16 protein-coding genes are annotated in these 21791 nt (G+C 42.4%); 10 read left to right on the plus strand and 6 right to left on the minus strand.

Annotated elements, in window-relative coordinates; genetic code table 11:
• Positions 1-9 precede the first annotated feature (9 nt).
• The 5 genes from AC812_RS03405 (at position 10) to dnaA (ending at position 6301) form a co-directional block, all read left to right on the plus strand.
• Positions 10-696, plus strand: a complete 687-nt coding sequence (locus AC812_RS03405; protein WP_061913623.1) for a response regulator transcription factor — start codon at positions 10-12, stop codon at positions 694-696.
• A 22-nt stretch (positions 697-718) separates the two neighbouring features.
• Positions 719-2092, plus strand: a complete 1374-nt coding sequence (locus tag AC812_RS03410; RefSeq protein ID WP_061913621.1) for a sensor histidine kinase — start codon at positions 719-721, stop codon at positions 2090-2092.
• A gap of 27 nt (positions 2093-2119) precedes the next feature.
• The gene (locus AC812_RS03415) at positions 2120-3145 is read left to right on the plus strand and encodes a lysylphosphatidylglycerol synthase transmembrane domain-containing protein (RefSeq protein ID WP_236839233.1); all 1026 of its coding nucleotides are present in this window, start codon (positions 2120-2122) and stop codon (positions 3143-3145) included.
• A gap of 15 nt (positions 3146-3160) precedes the next feature.
• Positions 3161-4465, plus strand: a complete 1305-nt coding sequence (locus AC812_RS03420) for an NAD(P)/FAD-dependent oxidoreductase (RefSeq protein WP_061913619.1) — start codon at positions 3161-3163, stop codon at positions 4463-4465.
• Between the two features lie 504 nt (positions 4466-4969).
• Positions 4970-6301, plus strand: a complete 1332-nt coding sequence (dnaA, locus tag AC812_RS03425) for a chromosomal replication initiator protein DnaA (RefSeq protein WP_061913617.1) — start codon at positions 4970-4972, stop codon at positions 6299-6301.
• Positions 6302-6312: 11 nt separating this feature from the next.
• On the opposite strand, the gene AC812_RS03430 is transcribed toward dnaA, so the two are convergent.
• The 5 genes from AC812_RS03430 to AC812_RS03450 are packed head-to-tail and all read right to left on the minus strand — an operon-like array spanning position 6313 to position 15889.
• Positions 6313-7962 (minus strand): glycosyltransferase family 2 protein, encoded by a 1650-nt coding sequence (locus AC812_RS03430; RefSeq protein WP_061913615.1) that lies wholly within the window; start codon positions 7960-7962, stop codon positions 6313-6315.
• A gap of 3 nt (positions 7963-7965) precedes the next feature.
• Positions 7966-10644: a hypothetical protein gene (locus tag AC812_RS03435; RefSeq protein WP_145962499.1), complete on the minus strand. Its 2679-nt coding sequence runs from the start codon at positions 10642-10644 to the stop codon at positions 7966-7968.
• On the minus strand, positions 10589-11689 hold the full coding sequence (locus AC812_RS17075) for a glycosyltransferase family 2 protein (protein ID WP_082148925.1): 1101 nt from the start codon (positions 11687-11689) through the stop codon (positions 10589-10591). The genes AC812_RS03435 and AC812_RS17075 overlap by 56 nt, the downstream gene beginning before the upstream one ends.
• Positions 11682-12716 (minus strand): glycosyltransferase, encoded by a 1035-nt coding sequence (locus tag AC812_RS03445; RefSeq protein WP_061913609.1) that lies wholly within the window; start codon positions 12714-12716, stop codon positions 11682-11684. The genes AC812_RS17075 and AC812_RS03445 overlap by 8 nt, the downstream gene beginning before the upstream one ends.
• On the minus strand, positions 12713-15889 hold the full coding sequence (locus tag AC812_RS03450) for a glycosyltransferase (RefSeq protein WP_061913608.1): 3177 nt from the start codon (positions 15887-15889) through the stop codon (positions 12713-12715). Before AC812_RS03450 ends, AC812_RS03445 begins: the two co-directional genes overlap by 4 nt.
• A 262-nt stretch (positions 15890-16151) precedes the next feature.
• Here AC812_RS03450 and AC812_RS03455 point away from each other — a divergent pair, with 262 nt between their 5' ends.
• Entirely contained in the window at positions 16152-17000 is an 849-nt protein-coding gene (locus AC812_RS03455; RefSeq protein ID WP_061913606.1) for a hypothetical protein, read from the plus strand.
• 55 nt (positions 17001-17055) lie between these two features.
• Here the strand turns inward: AC812_RS03455 and AC812_RS03460 are convergent, their stop codons facing one another.
• Positions 17056-17919: a class I SAM-dependent methyltransferase gene (locus AC812_RS03460; RefSeq protein ID WP_061913604.1), complete on the minus strand. Its 864-nt coding sequence runs from the start codon at positions 17917-17919 to the stop codon at positions 17056-17058.
• 77 nt (positions 17920-17996) lie between these two features.
• On the opposite strand from AC812_RS03460, the gene AC812_RS03465 reads away from it, so the two are divergent.
• The 4 genes from AC812_RS03465 to AC812_RS03480 are packed head-to-tail and all read left to right on the plus strand — an operon-like array spanning position 17997 to position 21791.
• Positions 17997-18836, plus strand: a complete 840-nt coding sequence (locus tag AC812_RS03465) for an ABC transporter permease (RefSeq protein ID WP_082148924.1) — start codon at positions 17997-17999, stop codon at positions 18834-18836.
• A gap of 16 nt (positions 18837-18852) precedes the next feature.
• On the plus strand, positions 18853-19602 hold the full coding sequence (locus tag AC812_RS03470; RefSeq protein WP_061913600.1) for an ABC transporter ATP-binding protein: 750 nt from the start codon (positions 18853-18855) through the stop codon (positions 19600-19602).
• 5 nt (positions 19603-19607) lie between these two features.
• Positions 19608-20882, plus strand: a complete 1275-nt coding sequence (locus AC812_RS03475) for a glycosyltransferase family 4 protein (protein WP_082148923.1) — start codon at positions 19608-19610, stop codon at positions 20880-20882.
• Positions 20883-20891: 9 nt separating this feature from the next.
• On the plus strand, positions 20892-21791 hold the full coding sequence (locus AC812_RS03480; RefSeq protein WP_061913596.1) for a glycosyltransferase family 2 protein: 900 nt from the start codon (positions 20892-20894) through the stop codon (positions 21789-21791).

Below are 21791 nucleotides of genomic sequence, written 5' to 3' on the forward strand. Positions count from 1 at the left end.
TGGATAGGTATGGCAAAAAAACTGCTCATCGTAGATGACAAACTGGAGCTGCGTCAACTGCTGCGTTCCTACCTTGTCGAGGAAGGCTTTGAGGTGTTCACCGCCAGCAACGGTCAGGAAGCCCTGTTTACTGCCCGCCAACACAAGCCCGATTTGATTATCCTGGACCTGATGATGCCGGAAATGAGTGGTTTTGAATTTTTACGCGCTTTCCGGCGCGAATCCGAAACGCCGGTGATTGTGTTAACCGCCCGGCTGGAGGAAAACGACAAAGTGGTAGGGCTGGAATTGGGTGCAGATGACTATGTCACCAAACCCTTCAGCATGCGCGAACTGACCGCTCGTATCCGCGCTGTTCTGCGCCGGATGGATAAAGCCGTTGCAGCGCCGGAGCGGCTGCGCCGCGGTAACATTGAGCTGGACCGCACCAGCCGGCTGGTCTGGGTCAACGGTCAGGAAGTGGAACTGACCCCCTCAGAATTTGAAATTCTGGCAGCCTTCCTGGAAACGCCCGGTAAGGTCTTTTCGCGACTGGAACTGCTGGAGCGCATTCAGGGGGATGCCTATGAAGGCTACGAGCGGACGATTGATGTGCACATCCGTAATTTGCGCCTCAAAATCGAACCTGACCCGGCCAACCCCCATTACATTGAAACCGTCTACGGGGCCGGCTATCGGTTTACCGTGCGGGACTGAGACATGCTTGTGTAGATAACCCATGCGTTCTTTAACCCTCAAACTTACTCTGGCCTTTCTGATTGTGGGTGTGACCGGCGCTTTGCTGGTAGCGGTCTTCATCAACCGGCGCATTCAGTCGGCTTTTGACCGCTTTCTGTTGACCCGCGAAGAGCAAACCATGATCTCGGCCTTATTGGAGTATTACCAAATCAACGGTTCATGGGAAGGGATTGACAATGCCTTGCTGCGCCGGCCGCGCATGATGATGCAGGGGATGGGCGGAATGATGCGCACCCTGGAAGCAACCTGGGCACGCCTGACGCTGGTAGATGCCAACCGGCGGGTTTTGTTCAGTATCTCGGCAGCTGAACCGAGCGGCACCTTGATCCCCGACAGTGAATTGAACCGGGCTGTCGAGCTCAAGGTGGATAACCAGACCATCGGCTGGGTGATTCTGAACGCCAAGCGCCGCGCTCTGCTTGCCGACACCCCCGAAGCGGTCTTTTTACGGGGGGTCAATCAAGCTGCCTTGATTAGCGCAGCGATTGCCTCGCTGCTGGCGCTAACCTTGGGCGGTTTTCTGGCATATGGGCTGACCCGCTCACTGCGGGAGTTGACCCACGCAACCGAGGAAATTGCGCGCGGAAATTACGGCAAAGAGGTTGCCGTTCGTTCCAAAGATGAACTGGGGACGCTGGCTCAGGCATTCAACAAAATGAGCCGGGAACTGGCCAATGCCGTTCGACTGCGCCGTCAGATGACCGCCGATATTGCCCACGAACTGCGCTCACCGCTGACCGTGCTTTCCGGTTATGCCGAAGCGCTCAGTGACGGTAAGCTTAAAGGAAGTCCCGAAATTTTCAATGTTCTTCATCAGGAAACGCGCCAGCTGAGCCGGCTGGTGGACGACCTGCGCCTCCTCTCGCTGGCGGATGCCGGCGAATTGAGTTTGCTGATACAACCCACCGACATTAGCGGCCTGTTGAATCAGGTCATCACCCGCCACCAGGTCACGGCTCAGCAAAAGCAAATTGACTTACAGGCTGCTATCCCACCTGGCCTGCCCAGATATCCCCTCGACCCCGACCGGATTGCTCAGGTACTGGATAACCTGATTCTGAATGCTTTCCGATACACACCGGCGGGCGGCTGGATTCGGCTGAGCGCCGAATGGCTGCCTTCTGGCGGGTTACGCCTGAAAGTGCAGGATAACGGCAGCGGTATTGCCGCCGAGGACTTGCCGTACATCTTCGAGCGTTTCTACCGTGCCGATAAAGCGCGTCATTCCACTCAGGAATCGGGATTGGGTCTGGCAATTGCCCGCTCGATCGTCGAAGCACATCGCGGCAGGATTAATGTGGAAAGCCAGCCGGGGAAAGGCACAACCTTTATCATTGAGTTACCGTCCCCTTAATTTGTGCAGCATGTTACAATTGCACCTATGCTGAAACGCTGGCAATTCTGGGTTGGCATTGCAATCAGTGCCTTTTTTCTCTACCTTGCCCTGCGCGGGCTGCATTTGGGGGAAGTCTGGAACTCCTTACAATCGGCTCAGTTCTGGTGGCTACTGCCGGGCGTGGCGGTGTATTTTATCGGGGTTTGGGCACGAGCGTGGCGCTGGCACTACCTGCTGCGCCCGCTGAAGAAAATTTCCACCCGCACCATGTTCCCGATTGTGACCATCGGCTACATGGGCAACAACATTTACCCGGCCCGCGCCGGAGAGGTGCTCCGCGCTGCCATTCTTAAAGATCGTGAGGGGGTGGCCATTTCCGCTTCACTGGCAACGGTGGTTGTGGAACGCATCTTCGATGCGGTGGTAATGCTGGGATTTGTTTTCTTCAACCTTGGCGAGTTGAGCCGCCTGACCCACGATTCGGGGTTTGTGGGCAACATTCAACAGCTTTCCATTTGGAGCGCCCTGATTTTCATCGGCGCGTTAATTGTCTTCCTGCTGGCGGCCATGTTCCCGCGCGTTACCGAACGGTTGACGATGGGGATTTTGAAAAAGGTGGTGCCGGCTCGCTTTCGCCCCAAAATCAGCGGGGTTGTCCTGCGCTTCTTAACCGGTCTGGAGTCCCTGCGTTCGCCGCGCGAAGCCTTGATGGTCTTTTTGACCACGGTGATCATCTGGCTGCTGGAAACCGGCAAGTACTGGTTCATCATGCACGGTTTTGGCTTTGAAGTGAGTTTCTTTGCGCTGATGCTGATGAACGGCATCGTCAACATTGCCACCACCCTGCCCTCCGCACCGGGTTACGTGGGGACGTTCGACGCTCCGGGTATCGCCGTGCTGGTGGCTTACGGCGTTCCGCAGGCAACCGCGGCTGCCTACACTCTGGTTTTACATGCCGCGCTCTGGCTGCCGATTACCGCCCTGGGCGCGTTTTATTACTTCAAACAGCCACTGCGCTGGGGAAAAGATTTGCAGCAAATCCGTCAGACAGAAAGCGCTGCAACAGACTAACACAGAGGATTGACTATGCGTATCGCTGTCATTGGAGCAGGAATCGGCGGAATGAGCGCCGCCTTCGATTTCATCAACGCCGGTCATCAGGTAGTGATTTATGAATCCGCCCCGTATGTCGGCGGTCTGGCGGCCGGTTTTAAGGACGAAGGCTGGGAGTGGTCGGTGGAGCATTTTTATCATCACTGGTTTCAATCCGACCGCGATATGCTTGGCCTGATTCGCGAGCTGGGCTTGCAGGACAAAGTTGTTTTTCCCCGTCCCAAGACGGTGGTGTACTATAAAGAGAAGTTCTACCCGCTGGATTCGCCGCTGGCGGCGCTGACTTTTCCCGGCTTTACCCTGCCGGATATGATTCGCTTTGGGCTGGTGACGGCTTACCTGCGCTACCTGGCCGATTGGAAACCGCTGGAGAAAGTCACCGCCGATGAGTGGATGCGCAAAGCCTATGGTGAGCGGTTGTACAGTGTGCTGTTTGAGCCGCTGCTGCAAGGCAAGTTTGGCCAGCATTACAAATCGGTCAACATGGCGTGGTTTTGGGCGCGCTTTAAGGTGCGCACCACCCGGTTGGGCACTTTTCAGGGAGGCTTTCAGGCTTTTTCGGATACCTTTGCCGAAATTCTGCGCAAACGCGGGGTTGAAATTCATCTCAACACACCTGTTGAGCGGATCGAAAGCGGTACAAACGGGCAGGTAAATATCCTGCTGAAAGAAGGTGAGCAGGTCTCTTTTGACCAGTGTCTGGTCACAGTTGGGCCGGGGTTGCTGGCGAAACTGGCTCCAGGGCTGCCGGAGGATTACCTGCGCGGTCTATTAACCTTGAAAAGCATGGGAGCGGTGGTGATGGTGCTGGCCTTACGCCATCCGCTCTCGGAAGAGGGTTATTACTGGTTCAACATCCCTAAAAGCGCCGGTTATCCGTTTCTGGCGTTGGTGGAACACACTAACTTCCTGCCCAGCCGCTACTTTGGTGGCGATCACATTGTGTATATTGGCGATTATCTCGATGCCGATCACGAGCACTTCCGTTTGAGTAAAGAAGAATTGCTGGAGCGGTTTCTGCCGGTGCTGCCGCGTTTTAACCCGCGTTTCGAGCCGGGCTGGGTGCGTAAGACCTGGCTGTTCCGCACCACCTACGCACAACCGGTGCCGCTCGTCAACCACTCCCAGAATATCCCGGCCATCCGCACCCCGCTGCCGGGTCTGTACTTTGCCAGCATGAGTCAGGTGTACCCGTGGGATCGCGGTACAAATTTTGCCGTACAAATTGCCCGCCGTGCGGCAAAAATGATGCTGGAAGACCTTACCAAAAGAAATTGAATGTTAAAAATTTATACCTTGAGAAGACTCTCGTCTGGGTGTCTTGTGGAATTTTTTTAGGGGTTAAAATTTTTATGGCGTTTTTGCAATTAAGCACCATAGATAGAACATCAGATCAACAACAGTCACAATACCCCCATATATGGGGGTTTATTGGTGAAGCTAACCCCCGTTTATGGTGTTACCGTTCAACTAAACTATCGCGAATTAACCCAAGAAATTTTGGAAATGTCCTTAACATGAGAATCCTTAAAGATTAACGGTTTTTTAGAGTAGCGTAGGGTAAGCGTCTTGTCGGGCAGGCCTGCTTCTGTTAGAATGAACAAGCAATCAGCAATACGGGGACAGCCCGATTGTCAGCGGGTCTTCTCTACCACCCGCTAAACCCTGTGCAAAGCACGGGCAAAATCATCATTCATTAAGCCACACCCGACGGTGGGATTGTCGTTCCTATCCCGCCTGTTCTTTGGCTTTGCACCCAATCCTGTATGCGGAGGACGACGTATGAATGCTCAACAAGCCTGGCAGGCAGCCCTCGGACAACTGCAAATGGAAATGCCCAAAGCCTCTTTCGATACCTGGGTTCGTAATGCTGAATTGATCCGCGTGGAAAACAACAAAGCCCGCATTGGTGTCCAAAATGCCTATGCCCGAGACTGGCTGGAAAGCCGCCTGGCCGGCACATTTGCCCGCTTGTTGACCGGATACCTCGACTCACCGGTAGAGGTGGAGTTCGTTGTCTGGCACCGCGATGCCGAACACGAATCCGCTGCACCTTCCGAAATCGTCTCCCATTCCAATGGGAACGGGAACGGCAATGGCAATCGCTGCTTGATTGACCGCTATCGTTTTGATAATTTTGTGGTGGGCGCCAGCAACCGTATGGCGCACGCGGCTTGTGTGGCCGTGGCTGAAAAACCGGCTCATGCCTATAACCCATTGTTCCTTTATGGCGGGGTGGGGTTGGGGAAAACCCATCTGCTGCACGCGATTGGCAACGCAGCCACCGAAAAGGGATTGCAGGTGTTGTATGTCTCGTCGGAAGATTTCACCAATGAGCTGATCAACGCCATCCGCACGCAAAACACGCTGGCTTTCCGTGAACGCTACCGCTCGATGGATGTGCTGCTGATAGACGATATTCAATTCATTGCCGGCAAAGAATCTACCCAGGAAGAATTTTTCCACACCTTCAACACCCTTCATAATCAGGAAAAGCAGATTGTGCTCTCCTCCGACCGACCGCCCAAGGCGATGGTCACGTTGGAAGAGCGGCTGCGCTCGCGCTTTGAGTGGGGCTTGACCGTGGACATTCAACCGCCCGACCTGGAAACGCGCATCGCCATTTTACGTTCCAAAGCCATGCGGGCCGGGCGTGAAGTCCCGATGGACATCTTGACGCTGATTGCGAGGCAGATTCAATCCAACATTCGCGAATTGGAAGGCGCGCTTACCCGCATTCTGGCGTATTCCGACCTGAGCAACCAGCCCATCACCGCTAAACTGGTCGAAATTGCGCTGGCCGATCTGTTGCCTCAACAAAGCACAGTGGAACCGGGAGCGATTATTACCGCGGTGGGGCGGGTATTTGGCGTTAGCCGTGAAAAGTTAGTCGGGCGGGATCGCTCCCGCGAAGTGGCTCTGCCGCGTCAGGTAGCCATGTACCTGATGCGCGAAATTGGCGGACTTTCCCTGCCGCAGATTGGAGAGGCCCTGGGCGGACGCGACCACACCACCGTGCTGTATGCCTGCGAAAAAATTGCCGACCAGATCGAACGCGACGACCGCCTCCGCCGGCAGGTACTGAACGTCAGGGAACAGGTGTTGGGGAGGTAAGGGGGATAGAGTTATCTGGTCTTATACTCAATAATTTTATCGTAACGGTATACAGGATCCATTTCCCAGGGTTGACGAATTGTTGGAATTCGCCAGGCCCTGGAGAGATTGGGATTATAATAAGGATCCCCTTTTTTTATTTTCTCTCGAAAATACTCCCTTTTAGCTAAAAAGTCTTGTTTCGGAATATATTTTCCTCTTGTTTTTCCCTCATAATGGATCAACTGAACATCTGGAGTATAAACGATTCTATAACCAGCATCTATGATTCTAAGGCATAGATCAACATCTCCAAAAGCAAGCGTGAGGGATTCATCAAAACCACCCACTTGTTCAAAAACATCTCGTCGGACCATCATGCAAGCTCCCGTGACTGCTGACACATTGCGCATCCAATCAACATATCCGTAAGGTGTGTAAATATCCGATTTCACTCCCATAAACACATGTGAAGCGTGTCCTTCAAGCCCAATTACAATGCCTGCATGTTGGACCGAACCATCAGGATAGAGCAATTTAGGACCTACCGCTCCAACACCCGGGATTTGTAACACACCAGCTAAATTGGTTAGCCAGTCCGGATCAATAATTTCTGTGTCGTTATTTAGAAACAGTAACAGATCTCCCGTCGCTATTGCAGCTCCCTGATTACATGCGCGAGAAAAGTTGAAGGGAAGGTTTTCTTTTATCACAAGGAAATTCTCATATCTCGACTCATAAAACGAGTATAGATTCACAACGTCTAATTTTTCGCTTTGATTATCAACGATAATTACTTCATAATTAGAATAATTAGTCAAGGTGAACAATGAACCAAGACTTTTACTAATAAACTTATAATTATTACGAGAAGGAATAATTATAGAAATCTTCGTTCCTATATCAGAAAATTTAATAGAAACACTACCGTTTTCCCTCATGTGAAAAATGGCGTTTATACCCCAATTTTTCATAATACACGAAACAGATTGAATGTGCTGGTTTATTAAAATATCATTTTGCCATGATGATTCTTCTACTTCAATTATTGAATTTTGAACATGAGTAACGTCTTTTGAACATTCCATTACTTTACTAAGTAATTCATTGTGGTCAAATAAATTTAATTGTTTCAGAAATTCAACCCGATAAACCGCTTTTTCAAGGATATTTATTGAGAGACATAACTCCGGTGACCATTCCGGCTTCAAAAAATACTTATTTCCAAAGGAAGAAATTATCAAGTCAAAATACAAAACATCCGAGCATACGTGATTTTCTAGAGTTTCAATAAAACATTTAGAGAGACGATCCCCCGGCCGAAGATACATTATGTGACTAGTAGATATTTTACTGAAGAAATCTTTGCTATAAATATTTAGGTCTCTTAAGTCAAATGGAATAAATTTTTCGGATTCGACTATCTGATGCAACCTTTTGTCAAATAAGCAAATCCATTTTTGAGAAGTCTGGAAAACTATTGAATCAACAGTTGATTGTGTATATTCTTGTTTTGGCTCATAAATTAAAACAAAGGTTATCGTCAAGTTTTCTGAATTTGAATTTGTATAATTAGTATAAATGTTTTCCTCAATGATTTCGGAGAAAAAAGGGCGTATTTTGCAACTTATTATTAATTTTTCAATAAAAATACGAAACAGCCAAAAAAGATAATTTAACATCTTTTATCTGCTTATGATAGGTAAAAATTCCTTGAATAGTTGATCAACAATGAGAACACGCAATAATATATTCTTATCCCCCCCTATCCCGCAATTAACGCTGAGTGTAGCCTCAAAATTTCTGTTAAGAAATTGTTGAACAACAAACTTAATATTCGCAACCCTTTCAAAATTTAATTCAGGTGTCTCAACTAAAACATTTTGACTATTTTTTGAAGAAATTTGACAATTCAAGACTCCTCCACCAGCATTATAAATAGTAATAAATCCTACTTTATCCTGATCATTGACATCAAATAATGCAAGGAAATTGCTTGGTGCCTCCAATAGTGGAGACTTTTCATTTTCGATCACATATCCCCCATACTTTGTAATTACAAATAATCTATATTCTAATTTGTCATATAAATTTGCCAAACTCACCTCTCCAAACAGACTAATCGAAATATAATCAACCATGTCAATATCCAAATCTATCAAATCCGAAGATTGGATATTCGAAATTGACCATTCCACTCTGGCTGGATTAGAAAATTTATTAAATTTAATAAAGGGAGAATTGATCGTTTGTTGAGTTACCGAATAAGAATGCTCACCTATCCTTAATGTGTAATTTTGTTGAGAAGGATCATAAATAAAACCCCATTCTCCTACAGTTTGATTATTTAGAAATGCATTACTACCCCCTGAACCATACAGAATATACGGAACTATAGATGACCGATCAATGCGAACTACAGGCGGAAATTGCCTTATCAGTCCATATACATGAGGGGACGCAAGAGATGTATTCGAGAATCCCTTTTTCGTGTACTCCACCCCAACATTTCTATAAATTGTTATAGTGTTTAGTTTTGAAACATCATTACAGCAATAATTAGGATTGCTATTTGTGTAAACTGATAAATTTTGGAAGGTATTTGTGTAAAACTGATTATTGTAATATATTACATGATTGATTGGATAACTTTTATTATCTCTGTCGTAAATTGGTAAACCCTTATTCTCACTAAAAATATTCGATCTCACCTCACCCTTCGCATCCAAAAAACGTTCATCCATAACTGCCATAAATAATGCTGCCCCATACGACACGTTAGGGTCAGCACCAATAGTAAATAGCTCATTACTGCTAAAAATATTGTCAAGAATGTCAATAACAGAACCCGAGCCATAAATCGCTCCCCCAAATTTTGATTTGTTCTTAATGAATTTCGAGAAAGTTATTGTTCCATATGAATTTTGAATAACTGATATTGCCCCTCCATTTGCAGATGAGTTTCCAAAAAATAGACTGTCGTTTATTTGAAAATTCGCCAAATCTAACATCACCGCCCCCCCATGCCCACCATCATCTCGTGAAAACAAACCTAAAAAGGCAGTATTCTCAATAACTACGTGGGCCCGATTTTCATCGGATGTTCCCATTCTAGAGACATTGTTATTCCCAAACAATCTATTCGCATCACCAGCCACATAAACTCCACCTGCGTCCTTTGCAAAAAAACTTTTATTATCCCCCTTAAAGATACTATCTTTGATAATCAGTCTTGCCGACGGACGGTTAATCTGGGCATCGAGTGAAGTATCATTCGATGTTGCTGAAATAGAGCCTCCAAAGTAACTTAAGCTTGCTTGATTTGACTCAAAGACAGAAGTATACACTTCTGTTTCTGATCTATATAATGATATTGCGCCGCCTATTTCTGCTTGATTATTTGTAAATACAGAATAATAAATGCTTGTTTTCGCATTGTCTTCTGTGTGAATTGCTCCCCCTTCATTAGGTGACGGCGTGTTTATGTTTGTTGCTTTCTTGGCTTTATTTAATTCAAACCTTGAATTTACAACTATAACATCCGTTAATGGATAATCCCATCTACCAATCGAATAAATCGCCCCTCCTGCAAAACCCGATTCATTCGAAAGAAATACCGAATCAGCAACACGGATCTTCGCGTCCCCCACATGAATAGCTCCTCCAGATGCTATATTTCGATGGCCGGCAATATTTGTCCTATTCCCATTAAATTCTGAGTTGACAATCCACCCCTTCGAACCACTTACAATTGCGATTGCTCCGCCATAGTTTTTGTCTATATTATTTGTAAAACGCGAGTTTAAGATATAAACTTTTGAGTTATTGGTAATAAACAAAGCCCCTCCACCTGCAGAGGGTTGTTCTCCCCGATTGTTAATAAAAGCACAATTAACGAAAGTAACTTTTGCACCATCAACTGTACCTGCACCACCATAACCATCAATCATGGAATAACTATTTTGGAAAGTCAGTCCTTCAAAAATCACCAATCCCGAATTATTATGTATATAAAGAATTCCTTTATTGCCCCCTATAGGTGGCTCAATCAACACATTTCCGCTTGAAGACTTAATTATAAAGTGTTTTGTGGAATTCTTTATCTCAATAAATTCACGATAAACTCCATCCGAGATTTCAATAATACCCCCATCCACTACTTGTTGAATGGCTTGATTGATAGTAATATTTTGGGGACCTGGCACCATCACTACCAAGGAATTTTGGTCTTCCATTCTTAAGTTTTTATTGGAAAATCCTGGAATAGAACTTATATTTGCAAATAACAAAGATAATGAAAATACGATACTAAACGATCGCATCCCCGAAACCATGTTGTAAAAGAATTTTTTTATCATCTTCATTTGCTATTTCCCGATAAAAATACTTTATGGCTGGTCTTAAGTATTGTTTGTAATGAATGTATCTAATTTTTGAATGAATCGATTTTTCTTTGAATAGCGCATCAATAAAACCATTATAATAAGAATAATCTAACACTTTCAAGAATAGATAATCTACAGTTTTGTTAGGGTAAGATTCAAAATAACTAATCAGGCGAATAGCGTTTTTCCACATTCGTTCTTCAAAATCCACAGAATAGGATTTTTGAGCAAACGGTAAATGCAACAGTAAATTAAACAATCTTTTTACTTGGGCATTCAAGACACAAATTGTACCGGGATGTTTTTTGATCAATAAATATGACATTACTCCACTTTTATATTGTCGTTTTGAAAAGCTCCATGAAGTATGATAATGATAATGATAACCCAAAATTTGTGGTTGATAGACAATCTCTAGCCCTTTCTTAGATAAACGGTATCCAAGCTCTACATCTTCAAAGGCTGCATAAATAAAGTCTGTATCAAACCATTTTGTTTCATAAAACAAAAAATCCCGCTTAACGGAAATATTACAGGTATAAAAGTGTCTAAAATCATAAGTATCACCCTCTTTCATGTAATAATAACTGAATTGTTGAGCTCCATTTCCATCAATATGTCTCATTAGGTTATTTGAGGGCATATCAGGCGGCCAAGTAACTTTACCAAGAACAGCTGTTGTTTCGTTTCTATACTTCTGATGAGCGATATAGTGGCCACTTACAAAGTTTCTCAAAGGTAATATATCGTCTCCCACAAAGATCAAAATTGGCGAGTCGGCCATGCTTATTCCAGTATTTCGAGCTGCAGCAGGGCCCATATTGGATTGATGTCTAAAAACCTTTAGGTCATAATTTTTCGGTTTGTAGCTCATTAACAAATCAAATGTATTATCAGACGAGGCATCATCTATGGCTATAACTTCAAACCTGGAATTAAATTCCTGATTATCATAAGCGGATAGAACTCGATTAAGATCATGCGCTCTGTTATAGCAGGGCATAATTACACTAATTTTATTCATCGTTATTAATTCTTGATTTTTGGAGAATCTTATTGATTAAGGATTGAAATAGCCTTTTTCCGTCAGTTACCTTACTCTGCTTTTCCTCATCTACAATTGTTTTAGTAATATATTTGATAATTGTTTTTCTCACATCATTTTCAGGGTGCAACAAGAGCTCAGCTAAATTATCATTTGTTGAGATTCCCAAACTCAATAGTGCAATTAGTGCTTTATCTGCCCCACCCACATAAATTGAATGAATAAGATTATTAATTCTTGAACCCTCAATCAGGTTAGTTTTTTCTAGATGAGATAAACTGGGTAAATGACGGGCAAGAGTCCAACATATCTCATAATACATCTCAGCTATATTCGTGCGAATAGTATTTGACGAATGTATCCGATATTTTAGTAATGGATGTGGATATAAAAATAAGTCAAAATATTTTATAGTCCGGAGTAAATAATCCCAATCGTGGGTGAATTTCAGATTAGTAAAGAAACCGACTTTTTCAAGAACAGATCTGGTGAAAATAAAATTTGAGGTAGTACTTACATAATTTTCTGTCAACAACGGCAGGTAAATGTTATCTTGTGCACGAAATGAATACTCAGGATGTTCAAGAGACCATGGTTCTAAGTTGTGGTGTCCCTCCTTAATGCCTAATGTTTTTCCCTTTTTATCAATAACCTCAATGTAGCTACAAAATAACCCAATGCTTTTATCTTGCAAGAATACTTCTTTAGCTACGTTTAACCTTCCTGAACAATATAAATCATCCGAGTTTAAGATAGCAATATATTTTCCTTTAGCTAAACTTAGACCAATATTAAGCGCCGCATGAGCCCCTTTATTTTGTTGTGTGTATAAAGTCATTCGCTTATCGTTTATTTTTCTTAACAATTCAACAGAGTTATCTGTTGAGCCGTCATCGACAACAATTAACTCAAGGTCAACATCTTGACCAAATAATACACTATTCACAGCCTCAATAATATAACTTGAATGATTGTAAGAGGGAATAATGACAGAAAACTCAGTCATTTCTCTCCCAAAAACGCTTTTTTATACTTTTCAGCCATTAATTTTATCGAGTAATTCTGCTTAACCGCTTCCCTGAGTTTTTCTTTATTAGGTGGATTATCTATTACTCGCTGAATCCCTTCTAGTAATTTATCTATTTGCCCGGGTTCAGCTTCTGCAATCCCCCCACCAGTTGCTAACAGCACCTCTTTTATATTCCCAACATCTGTAGACACAACGGGAACACCCATAGATAGCGATTCTAGAACAACCATTGGCATTCCCTCATACTCTGATGTCAAGACAATTACATCAGATATAGCAAAAATGTCCCGACTGGGCGAATAGAAAGTTCTATGATGGATATTTTTTAACCCTTTCATTATGATTTCCCCATTAACTGATTCAGATAAAACACCATCCCCAACCATTAGAAAATAATAATTGAGTCCCTTTAGATTAGCTCTTCTTGATAATTCGACAAAATCCAGCGGCCGTTTTTGAGGATGAATCCTCCCGATAAAAGTTACCACTTTCAAATCTAAAGGAATGCCTAATCGTGTTTTTATTTCCTTTAACTTTTCTTTATTGTAATAGGCTGGATTATAAAAATCAGTATTTACTCCATTCTCAATATAGTAAATTGAGTGAGGTAGAACACCCTTCTCTATATACGCATCAACGATTTTTTTATTAATTGCAATGTGTGAATCAAGTGCCCTAACTATCTCCTTAGAATACCAATTTATCCAACCAGCCTCATGATCATAAACTTGATTTATGATTCTTAATTTTGGATGTTTTTTTGAAATCGATATGATGTTTTCATAAATCCAAATACTACCATTTGCTATATAAAGTATATTAACATGAAATTTCTCAATAAGGTAATTTAAAACCTGGAGATACAAGGATTGATCAATAAAATCTGGAAAGGTATAAATAAATGGTGTAATTTGACGAAATTCATCTATTGTTGTTCCCAACTCAGCTTTGTGAAACTCTTGGGTTGCAATAACAAAAATAAAATCGTCCTTAAGATGACTCATCATCTCAAGGGAAATTCTTTCAACCCCTCCTACTGCAAGAAAAGGTTGAATCATTAATACAACAGGTTTTTCACTATTATTTATTGAAGATGAGATGTAGACAGTATTTTTATCACGAACTTTTTTGAGTCTCTCAAGATTATTGAACTGCCCAATAATATACTTCGTGATAGGTTCATAATGAATGCTTGCCTCATTTACTATTACATCAAATGGAACATTCGCCTCTGTATCAGGTATATTCACTGGTTGAATAATTAATTTTCCTACTCCTTGAAACGTCATTGTTAAATTTTGGTCTTGAGTTTTTGTTATTTCTTCAATTACCTCTTTATTAAGAACCATACGAAAGTATGGCAATTCAGGACTACCTGGAAATAAACCCCTCTCAAGTTTTTCTGAAAATAAACTTGTATAACCCAATTGATTAATCGTATAGGGTAAATTCTCAACCTCTAACGCGATCAAATTAGTTTCTAAAAAAGTTGGAGGCATTGAAAGAAGATCAAAATAACCTATCACTACATATTTTGTCTTTATAGATTTCAGAACATCTTTCCAAGAATTAACATTCTCGATTAGAATATTATTTGATCCAAAGTATTCTAAAATTGCGAGTTTTTTATCCCACAGAACAACATCTGCAACAACGGTTTGCCTAGATAACCACTCTTTTACCTGCTCAATATTAGGAAAAGGAATTTTATCATTTGCAGGAACAAGAATGGTAACAAAATTTTCGTCATCTTTTATTTTTGGAATTATTTGAACCGATACATTTTGCTCTTTTTTTCCAGAAAACAATATCTGTCTCCTTTTCTTAAGCAAGAAACTTTTAGTTTTAGCAAAGATTTTATCAAAAATACTCCCTTGAGGAAATATCTTAAAGCGCATAATTGACAATCTTTCCAGGATCCTCCAAGTGATTGAGTTCTTTATCGATTGTATTTGTGATTCTTTTTCTTTAATCAATAGGTCTTTATTTTCAATCAACTTGATTAATTCTGATTTTTTCCTTTTTTCGTTCTCAAGAGATTGTTCATCTTTTTTATACCAAAACTCTGTAATCTTTATAACTTCTAAAATTTTTTTCTCTAGCTGATCGCTTTTTTTGTTTTGTAAAATCTTCTCAAAGGCATCTTCCCATGCTTTAGCTCGCTCTTCAGTAAGCACATAATTATCCTTAACAAACCTTAATGCATTTATTCCAATCTCATACCGAATAATCGGGTTTTCAATTAACTTTCTGATGTAATATTCCCATTCATCCAAGGAGCTCGCTAAAAATCCATTTACCTCATTTGTTACGCAAGAGTAAGGTGGCAAGTTGGTATAAACACCAGGCACACCTAGAGTACTATATTCAAGATATTTTAGAGAACTTTTAGATCGGTTAAAGTCACAATCAACAAGTGGGGCAATAAACAAATCAGTAGATTGAGACAAGAACCACTTAACAAACAATTTATAGTCGGAGAGCGCGACGTCAATATAGATTGAATTACGAGCTTTTTCTAAATCTCCGGGTGGTCTACATCCCCAAAAAGAAAGCTCTACCTTAGATGCATATTTTTGGCTAATCTTGTATAGAACTGGTTTTATCATTTCTAGATCTGCAAAATGAGAAGCAGATCCCATAAATGTTATTTTTACAGGATATTCATTTTTTATAATTTGCGGGGGAAATCTAAATTCCCAAATTTCTGGAATTATATAATTTGGCAAAATAAAAATATTTTCCGAGAATCCTTGAAGATAGGATTTCAGCATAGGATTACTACAAATAATGGCATCAGAATTAATAATAGCCTCAAGAATTCGATATCTAGCTGGTTTATAACGTTTTAAATCAGGATGAAATTCGGGTAAATCCAGCAATAGATCATCAATTTCATAAATTACAGGTTTATTAAATTTTTTTGCCTTCTCAAAAACCTTACAATAATCTTTATAATGAGCCGGGAAATCTCTTTGAATGACCACTAAATCAACTTGTTCAATTATCTCATCCTTTACTACAATTTTATCCGCCGCCCAATGATTGCCTCGCAAAACTTCAATACCAATTTTTTGTAAGGGTGCCTCAACCCGAATGGTTGGACATACATGCTCCCATTTATCAGCAGTAAAAAATCCTACTTTCAATTTAGGATTCCTCCTCAAAATAATTTTTTATTTTCAACACCCACACACCATCTTGGTGATAAACAGGCTCGTAAAGCCCACTTGCTATCATTTCTGAAGGGTTCATCACAACATTTCCGGGGTAATTAACCCTTCCACGTTTTTGACCGATATAAGCGAATTCTATCCCTCTTTGTCTCAGTTCGTCAACAACTTCTGGTGCAGTGTATCCTTTTTCTTCTGCTCAGTTGCAAAGATTGATTGAATGTGGTAAACATAGGTCATGAAAACTCGAGAAAGCCGTTACGTCAAGGTTGCCCGGATTGCTTATCACTTGACCCAAGAGGTGCTGCCTCGGTACTCGCACCCGAAAAGCCCACATCATTTTACATTCCCTCAATTGGCAGCCTGTGTGTTGCTGATGTACTACCTGGACTTGAGCTACCGGGACATGGAAGAGTGGTTGTTGGCCAGTGATCAAATCTGCCAGGTGCTGGAGCTGCCGCGAGTCTCCGATCACACTACCTTGCAGCGTACCTACAAGAAGCTGCACATGCTGGACTTTGAGAAGATGAAGAACCGGTTGCTGGATGAAAACGGGGTGAATGAAGATAGTGTGGCTGCGGACAGTACTGGCTTTTCGCCGGGACAGGCCAGCCTGTATTACCAAACCCGCATGGGACGCCTCTATCAGCGATGGGTCAAAGGGGTGTATGCGGTCGGCACGGCTTCTCAGTTCATCCTTGCCTGGCGTTCGGGCTGGGGGCCAGGTAGCGACGCGGCGTATCTGACTGGGTTGCGGCGAGATGCCCGCCGGTATGGACGTTGTCAAGGCAAGCGCAAAGCCTGGGTGATGATGGCGGATGCGGGCTTTGATGGCCAAACCGTTCGAGATGACGATTTGATCCCGCCCGTTCGACGTGGCGGTAACCTGCTGAACCCTGAGCGCAAGGCGCGCGCCGATCTGGTTTCTCAAGCCCGCTTGGATGGTCTGTTTGGTCAACGTTGGAAGACCGAAACGGTCAACTCGGTGATCAAACGCAAGTTTGGTGACACCATCCGTTTTCGGAAGCGCAGCCTGCAGCGGCGGGAGCCGATCATCAAAGGGTTGGTCTACAATATCCATCTCTAACTGTGCCAGGTTTTTTCAATCTTTGCAACAGAGCAACTCTTTATAGAAAAATCTTTTATCTCTTAATGATTTTATCGTACAAGCGACCCATCTTGCTATTATTTGGAAATAATCTTAACCTGATGCGTCCCAGAAGCATCAACACTTTCCAAGAGGTACTATTAACAATGTTGTTATAAGCATTATCCCTTTCTCTTAATATCGTTTCTAACTTCTCAATTTGCGAATTAAGATCAAACAATTGATTTGACAAACGAGACAATTCTTCTTTATATTTCAATAATTGTTCACGTTGGGCAATGTTTTCCTGTAAATATAAGAAATACTTTTTTTCATAATTTTTTACAATATATGGAAGTGTCAGGTCGTTTTTGCGGTATAACACTGCCCAAGGAGTAATAATAGTTGCGTCAAAATCCCAGTCACGAACAAAACCATGTTTTGCAAATTGTTCGGACCAATAATCAACTGGATTTACGTTCAAATGAGTAGATTCTGAATAATCAAATGGACTGGATGAAAACAAAACCATTTGAGTATGTCTACAAAAATTTTCAATAGCTCTTAAAGCTTCATTTTTAGGTAAATGTTCTAACACCTCAATGCATGCAATTAGGTCGTAATCACGGTTGAATTCCTCAGAAACAGACCCAACCCAACAATAAGGTCTTATACTTTCGTGAACCTGAGAAATAGCAAATTCAGAAATGTCGATTCCATATGCTTCAATCCCGTACCCTCTGAGCTTTTCCACCAAAAATCCCATTGCACAACCCGCATCTAAGACAGAGGATGGATTTAAATCTGTCTTGATTATTTGAGCAATTTTTCCAAAAAAATTCAACCAATGATCATTACGTTCGTAGGGTATTCCACAATCATGTTGATAATAATATTGATCAAAATATTTAGACAACATTATATGATATCCTCCAAAATTGCGCTCGGGAATTAATGACTTTCGTCATTTATCGTTTATAATATTTTTTTAGGTTTATGAAAGCCACAAGTGCACTCGAATTATACTACGACAGTGCCTCTCGCGGTTCTCCACCGTTGGAAGAACTGCGCGAAGTAATTCATTATCGAAACCTTATATTACAACTTACCCGTCGCGATGTAATGACACGTTATAAACGCTCGGTGTTGGGCATAGCATGGACAATGCTCAATCCTTTGGGCATGATGGTTGTTCTGACGATTGCTTTTTCGCACATTTTTCGCTTTGAAACCGAATATGGCTACCCCGCTTATGTATTGAGTGGTTTACTCGCCTGGAACTTTTTCTCACAAACCACTACGGCCGCGATGGTTAATCTGGTTTGGGGAGGTGGACTACTCCATCGAATTTACATCCCGCGCACCTCATTTGCACTTGCAGCCATTGCAACGGGCCTGGTCAATTTGACATTAGCTCTCATTCCGCTTGTATTCATTAATTTGATAACCGGTGTCCCAATTCGAGCAGCTATTTTATTCTTACCAATTCCCATGTTATTGATTGCTGCTTTCGCATTGGGAGTTGGATTATTGATCTCAACTTTTGCCGTTTATTATCCAGACGTTGCAGAGATGTATGGCATTGCTTTGTATGGATGGATGTACCTGACTCCCGTGATTTACCCCGTAAATATTCTGCCCGAATCAATCCGATTCTGGATTACTCTTCTCAATCCGATGTATTATTTTTTAGAAATTTACCGAGCACCAATATACTATGGGAGACTTCCAACTCTAGACCTTTTGATCCCAGCGATAATTATTGCTTTAGTTACTCTACTGGTTGGCTGGATAGTTTTTACCAATAAATCAGATGAATTTTCTTACCGAATATGAGTTTCCTTTCTGTACTATGAACAATGATTTACCAGTTATTAAGTTAGAACATGTTTCAGTTCGTTACCGTACCCCTGCCGAACGGTACAGCACATTTAAAGAGTTCGCCATCCGCTGGCTTCAGGGCAAAGTTCGCAGCAATTCATTTTGGGCATTGCGAAATGTTTCATTTGAGATCCATAAAGGAGAAGTTTTTGGGATCATTGGTCAAAATGGTGCCGGAAAAAGTACATTATTAAAACTTGTTTCGCGAGTCATGCGACCGACCGAGGGAAGGGTAATTGTTATTGGGCGTGTCGTTCCTCTGCTGGAATTAGGAGCAGGTTTTCACCCGGAATTGACCGGAAGGGAAAACATTTTCCTGAATGGGTCAATTTTAGGGTTTACCAGAAAAGAGATGGAAGCAAAATTTCAGCGCATTGTGGAATTCTCTGAACTTCATGAATTCATAGAAGCTCCATTGCGCACCTACTCCTCCGGGATGTGGGCAAGGTTAGGTTTTGCGGTTGCAATTGATGCCGAACCGGATATATTAATCCTGGATGAAATTCTTTCCGTGGGAGATGAAGCCTTCCAGCGCAAATGCTTGGCTCGAATTGAAGAATTTCGAAAACAAGGGGCAACCATTGTTCTTGTATCCCATAACACCCATCAAATTGAGCAAATGTGCCAGAGGGCAGCATGGTTAGCCCATGGTCAACTTCAAGCCATCGGCACTGCCAGTGAAGTAGTAAAGTCCTATCGCGAAAACCAACACATCAATTAATCACCATGAGCTTCCAACCTCTCATTGGAATAATATCCGGTGTCCAGGGTGATACACGACGATATCGCGCCTTTCATCTATGGCAGCAATTAAGAATTGCGGGGTTAAACGCAACCATATCGCACCTGAATTTAGAGACGGCTATCTCAATTTTCGAACAATCAAACATTTTGATTTTACAGCGAGTAAGCTGGGACTCTTTTGTAGAAAAAATAATAAAAACAGCAAAACAAAGAAAAATCCTCGTACTTGCTGATGTTGATGACCTAGTCTTTCTGCCAGATTCTTACCGGTGGATTGACTCACCCGATTTTTCAGATTCCATCCGCTTGCGGTTATACCAGCAGACTCTGTCCAGAAATCGAATTACACTTGAACATTGTGATGGCGTGCTGACATCCACCGAATTTCTTGCAGAGCAAGTTAGACAAATTCAAAAACCTGTTTGGGTACATCGCAATGGTTTTAGTCTTGAAATGGCACACTTTTCCGATAAGGCTCGGATAGGAACAAAGACCATTGATAAACGGATAATTCTCGGTTATGCTAGTGGAACGCCCACACACGACCAGGATTTTGCAATCATTCAACCAATTTTGCGCAAACTCCTTAAACGTCATCCTACAGTTCGCCTGCACCTTGCCGGATATCTGAACAATCAGTACGATTGGGATGATACCGCTGAACAAGTTCAACGAATTCCTTTTGTTCCATGGCAAAAATTACCCGAAGTACTTTCTACTTTTTCGATCAACCTTGCTCCTCTTCGATTGGATAACCCATTCTCTCAATCTAAAAGCGAAATCAAGTTCATCGAAGCCGCCCTTTTAGGAGTTCCCACTATTGCAAGCCCTACGCAGGCATATCAACATGCCATCACATCTGGATTAAATGGTTTTCTCGCCAGTTCTTTAGAGGAATGGGAAGAAATCCTCGAAAATCTGATCAATAATGCTGAAACTCGCAATGTCATTGGTCAATCAGCAAGAAACTATGTGTTAGAAAATTATTCACCCACAAAACGGGCTGTGCAAATTGTGGCAATTCTAAATTCCTGTGTCCAACAACTTAATCCCGATATCGGTTTCTTCTCCTCCAACATCTCTGAGGAGGTTACAAAAAACCCAACCAGATTTTTTGTTCCCTCCAATCTTGAAAAACACCCCACCCTGTTTGAGAGAGGTCTTTATTCAATTCGAGTTAAAGGAGTTCTTGTGTTGGCACAAGAAATGTGGGTTTTCTTCAGGCGCTTATTATCACCAATTTTTCCATTCAGGTAAAACTTTTTGATGAGTGTCCCAGATATCTCAATTTGTATCGTCAATCTTAATGCAAAGGATTACCTGAGAAACTGCCTTAAGAACATTCCCCAGGCTGCTGAAAGATTAACTTGGGAAACCATCGTAGTTGATAACGGCTCAACTGATGGTTCGGTCTTGATGATTCGTCAAGAATTTCCGCATATTTTGTTAATCGCCAATCCCGAGAACTTAGGATACACTCGTCCAATGAATCAAGCCTTGCAGAGCGCGAGAGGTAGATACCTGGTACAACTTAATCCAGACACGATTCCTAAACCAGGCGCTTTTTTACACCTTTTCAATTTTATGGAGAATAACCTACAAGCGGGAATTTGTACTCCCAAAGTACTCAATCGAGATGGAAGCCTTCAATATCAATGCCGTCGCAGCGCTGCCCGTCCATGGGACACCATTACCTACTTTAGCGGTTTATCACGCCTTTTCCCGAAAAGCCCTTTCTTTTCCAAATACCTGATGACCTATCTGGCCGATGATAAGATAGCCGAAGTTGAAGCCGTATCCGGCTCTTGCATGTTCATTCGGAGAGAAGTTATTGATCAAATCGGATACTTGGATGAACAATTTTTTGCTTATCAAGAAGATGCCGACTTTTGTTTCAGGGCTCGCCGAGCTGGATGGAAAATCTATTACGTCCCAACTGCAGAAATTACCCATTTTGGCGGACATGGGGGATCAAAAACTCAACCCTACCGCGCTATCTATGAATGGCATCGAAGTTACTTTTTGTATTACAGAAAACATCTTGCAAAAGATTATTTCTTTCTGATTAATTGGTTTATGTATCTCGCCATGGGTGGAAAGTTAATATTCAGTCTTTTGAAAGCATTTTTCTCGAGAAACAAGATAGTTGGAACACCTAAACCTTGA

This window comes from Bellilinea caldifistulae, from assembly GCF_001306055.1.
Classification (GTDB): domain Bacteria; phylum Chloroflexota; class Anaerolineae; order Anaerolineales; family Anaerolineaceae; genus Bellilinea; species Bellilinea caldifistulae.

Coding starts and splice junctions, on each gene's coding strand:
- AC812_RS03475 (WP_082148923.1), top strand. CDS start 19,608: ATGAGCTTCCAACCTCTCATTGGAATAATATCCGGTGTCCAGGGTGAT.
- AC812_RS03470 (WP_061913600.1), top strand. CDS start 18,853: ATGAACAATGATTTACCAGTTATTAAGTTAGAACATGTTTCAGTTCGT.
- AC812_RS03480 (WP_061913596.1), top strand. CDS start 20,892: ATGAGTGTCCCAGATATCTCAATTTGTATCGTCAATCTTAATGCAAAG.
- AC812_RS17075 (WP_082148925.1), bottom strand. CDS start 11,689: ATGAATAAAATTAGTGTAATTATGCCCTGCTATAACAGAGCGCATGAT.
- AC812_RS03410 (WP_061913621.1), top strand. CDS start 719: ATGCGTTCTTTAACCCTCAAACTTACTCTGGCCTTTCTGATTGTGGGT.
- AC812_RS03455 (WP_061913606.1), top strand. CDS start 16,152: ATGAAAACTCGAGAAAGCCGTTACGTCAAGGTTGCCCGGATTGCTTAT.
- AC812_RS03430 (WP_061913615.1), bottom strand. CDS start 7,962: ATGTTAAATTATCTTTTTTGGCTGTTTCGTATTTTTATTGAAAAATTA.
- AC812_RS03465 (WP_082148924.1), top strand. CDS start 17,997: ATGAAAGCCACAAGTGCACTCGAATTATACTACGACAGTGCCTCTCGC.
- AC812_RS03460 (WP_061913604.1), bottom strand. CDS start 17,919: ATGTTGTCTAAATATTTTGATCAATATTATTATCAACATGATTGTGGA.
- AC812_RS03435 (WP_145962499.1), bottom strand. CDS start 10,644: ATGAAGATGATAAAAAAATTCTTTTACAACATGGTTTCGGGGATGCGA.
- AC812_RS03405 (WP_061913623.1), top strand. CDS start 10: ATGGCAAAAAAACTGCTCATCGTAGATGACAAACTGGAGCTGCGTCAA.
- AC812_RS03445 (WP_061913609.1), bottom strand. CDS start 12,716: ATGACTGAGTTTTCTGTCATTATTCCCTCTTACAATCATTCAAGTTAT.
- dnaA (WP_061913617.1), top strand. CDS start 4,970: ATGAATGCTCAACAAGCCTGGCAGGCAGCCCTCGGACAACTGCAAATG.
- AC812_RS03415 (WP_236839233.1), top strand. CDS start 2,120: ATGCTGAAACGCTGGCAATTCTGGGTTGGCATTGCAATCAGTGCCTTT.
- AC812_RS03420 (WP_061913619.1), top strand. CDS start 3,161: ATGCGTATCGCTGTCATTGGAGCAGGAATCGGCGGAATGAGCGCCGCC.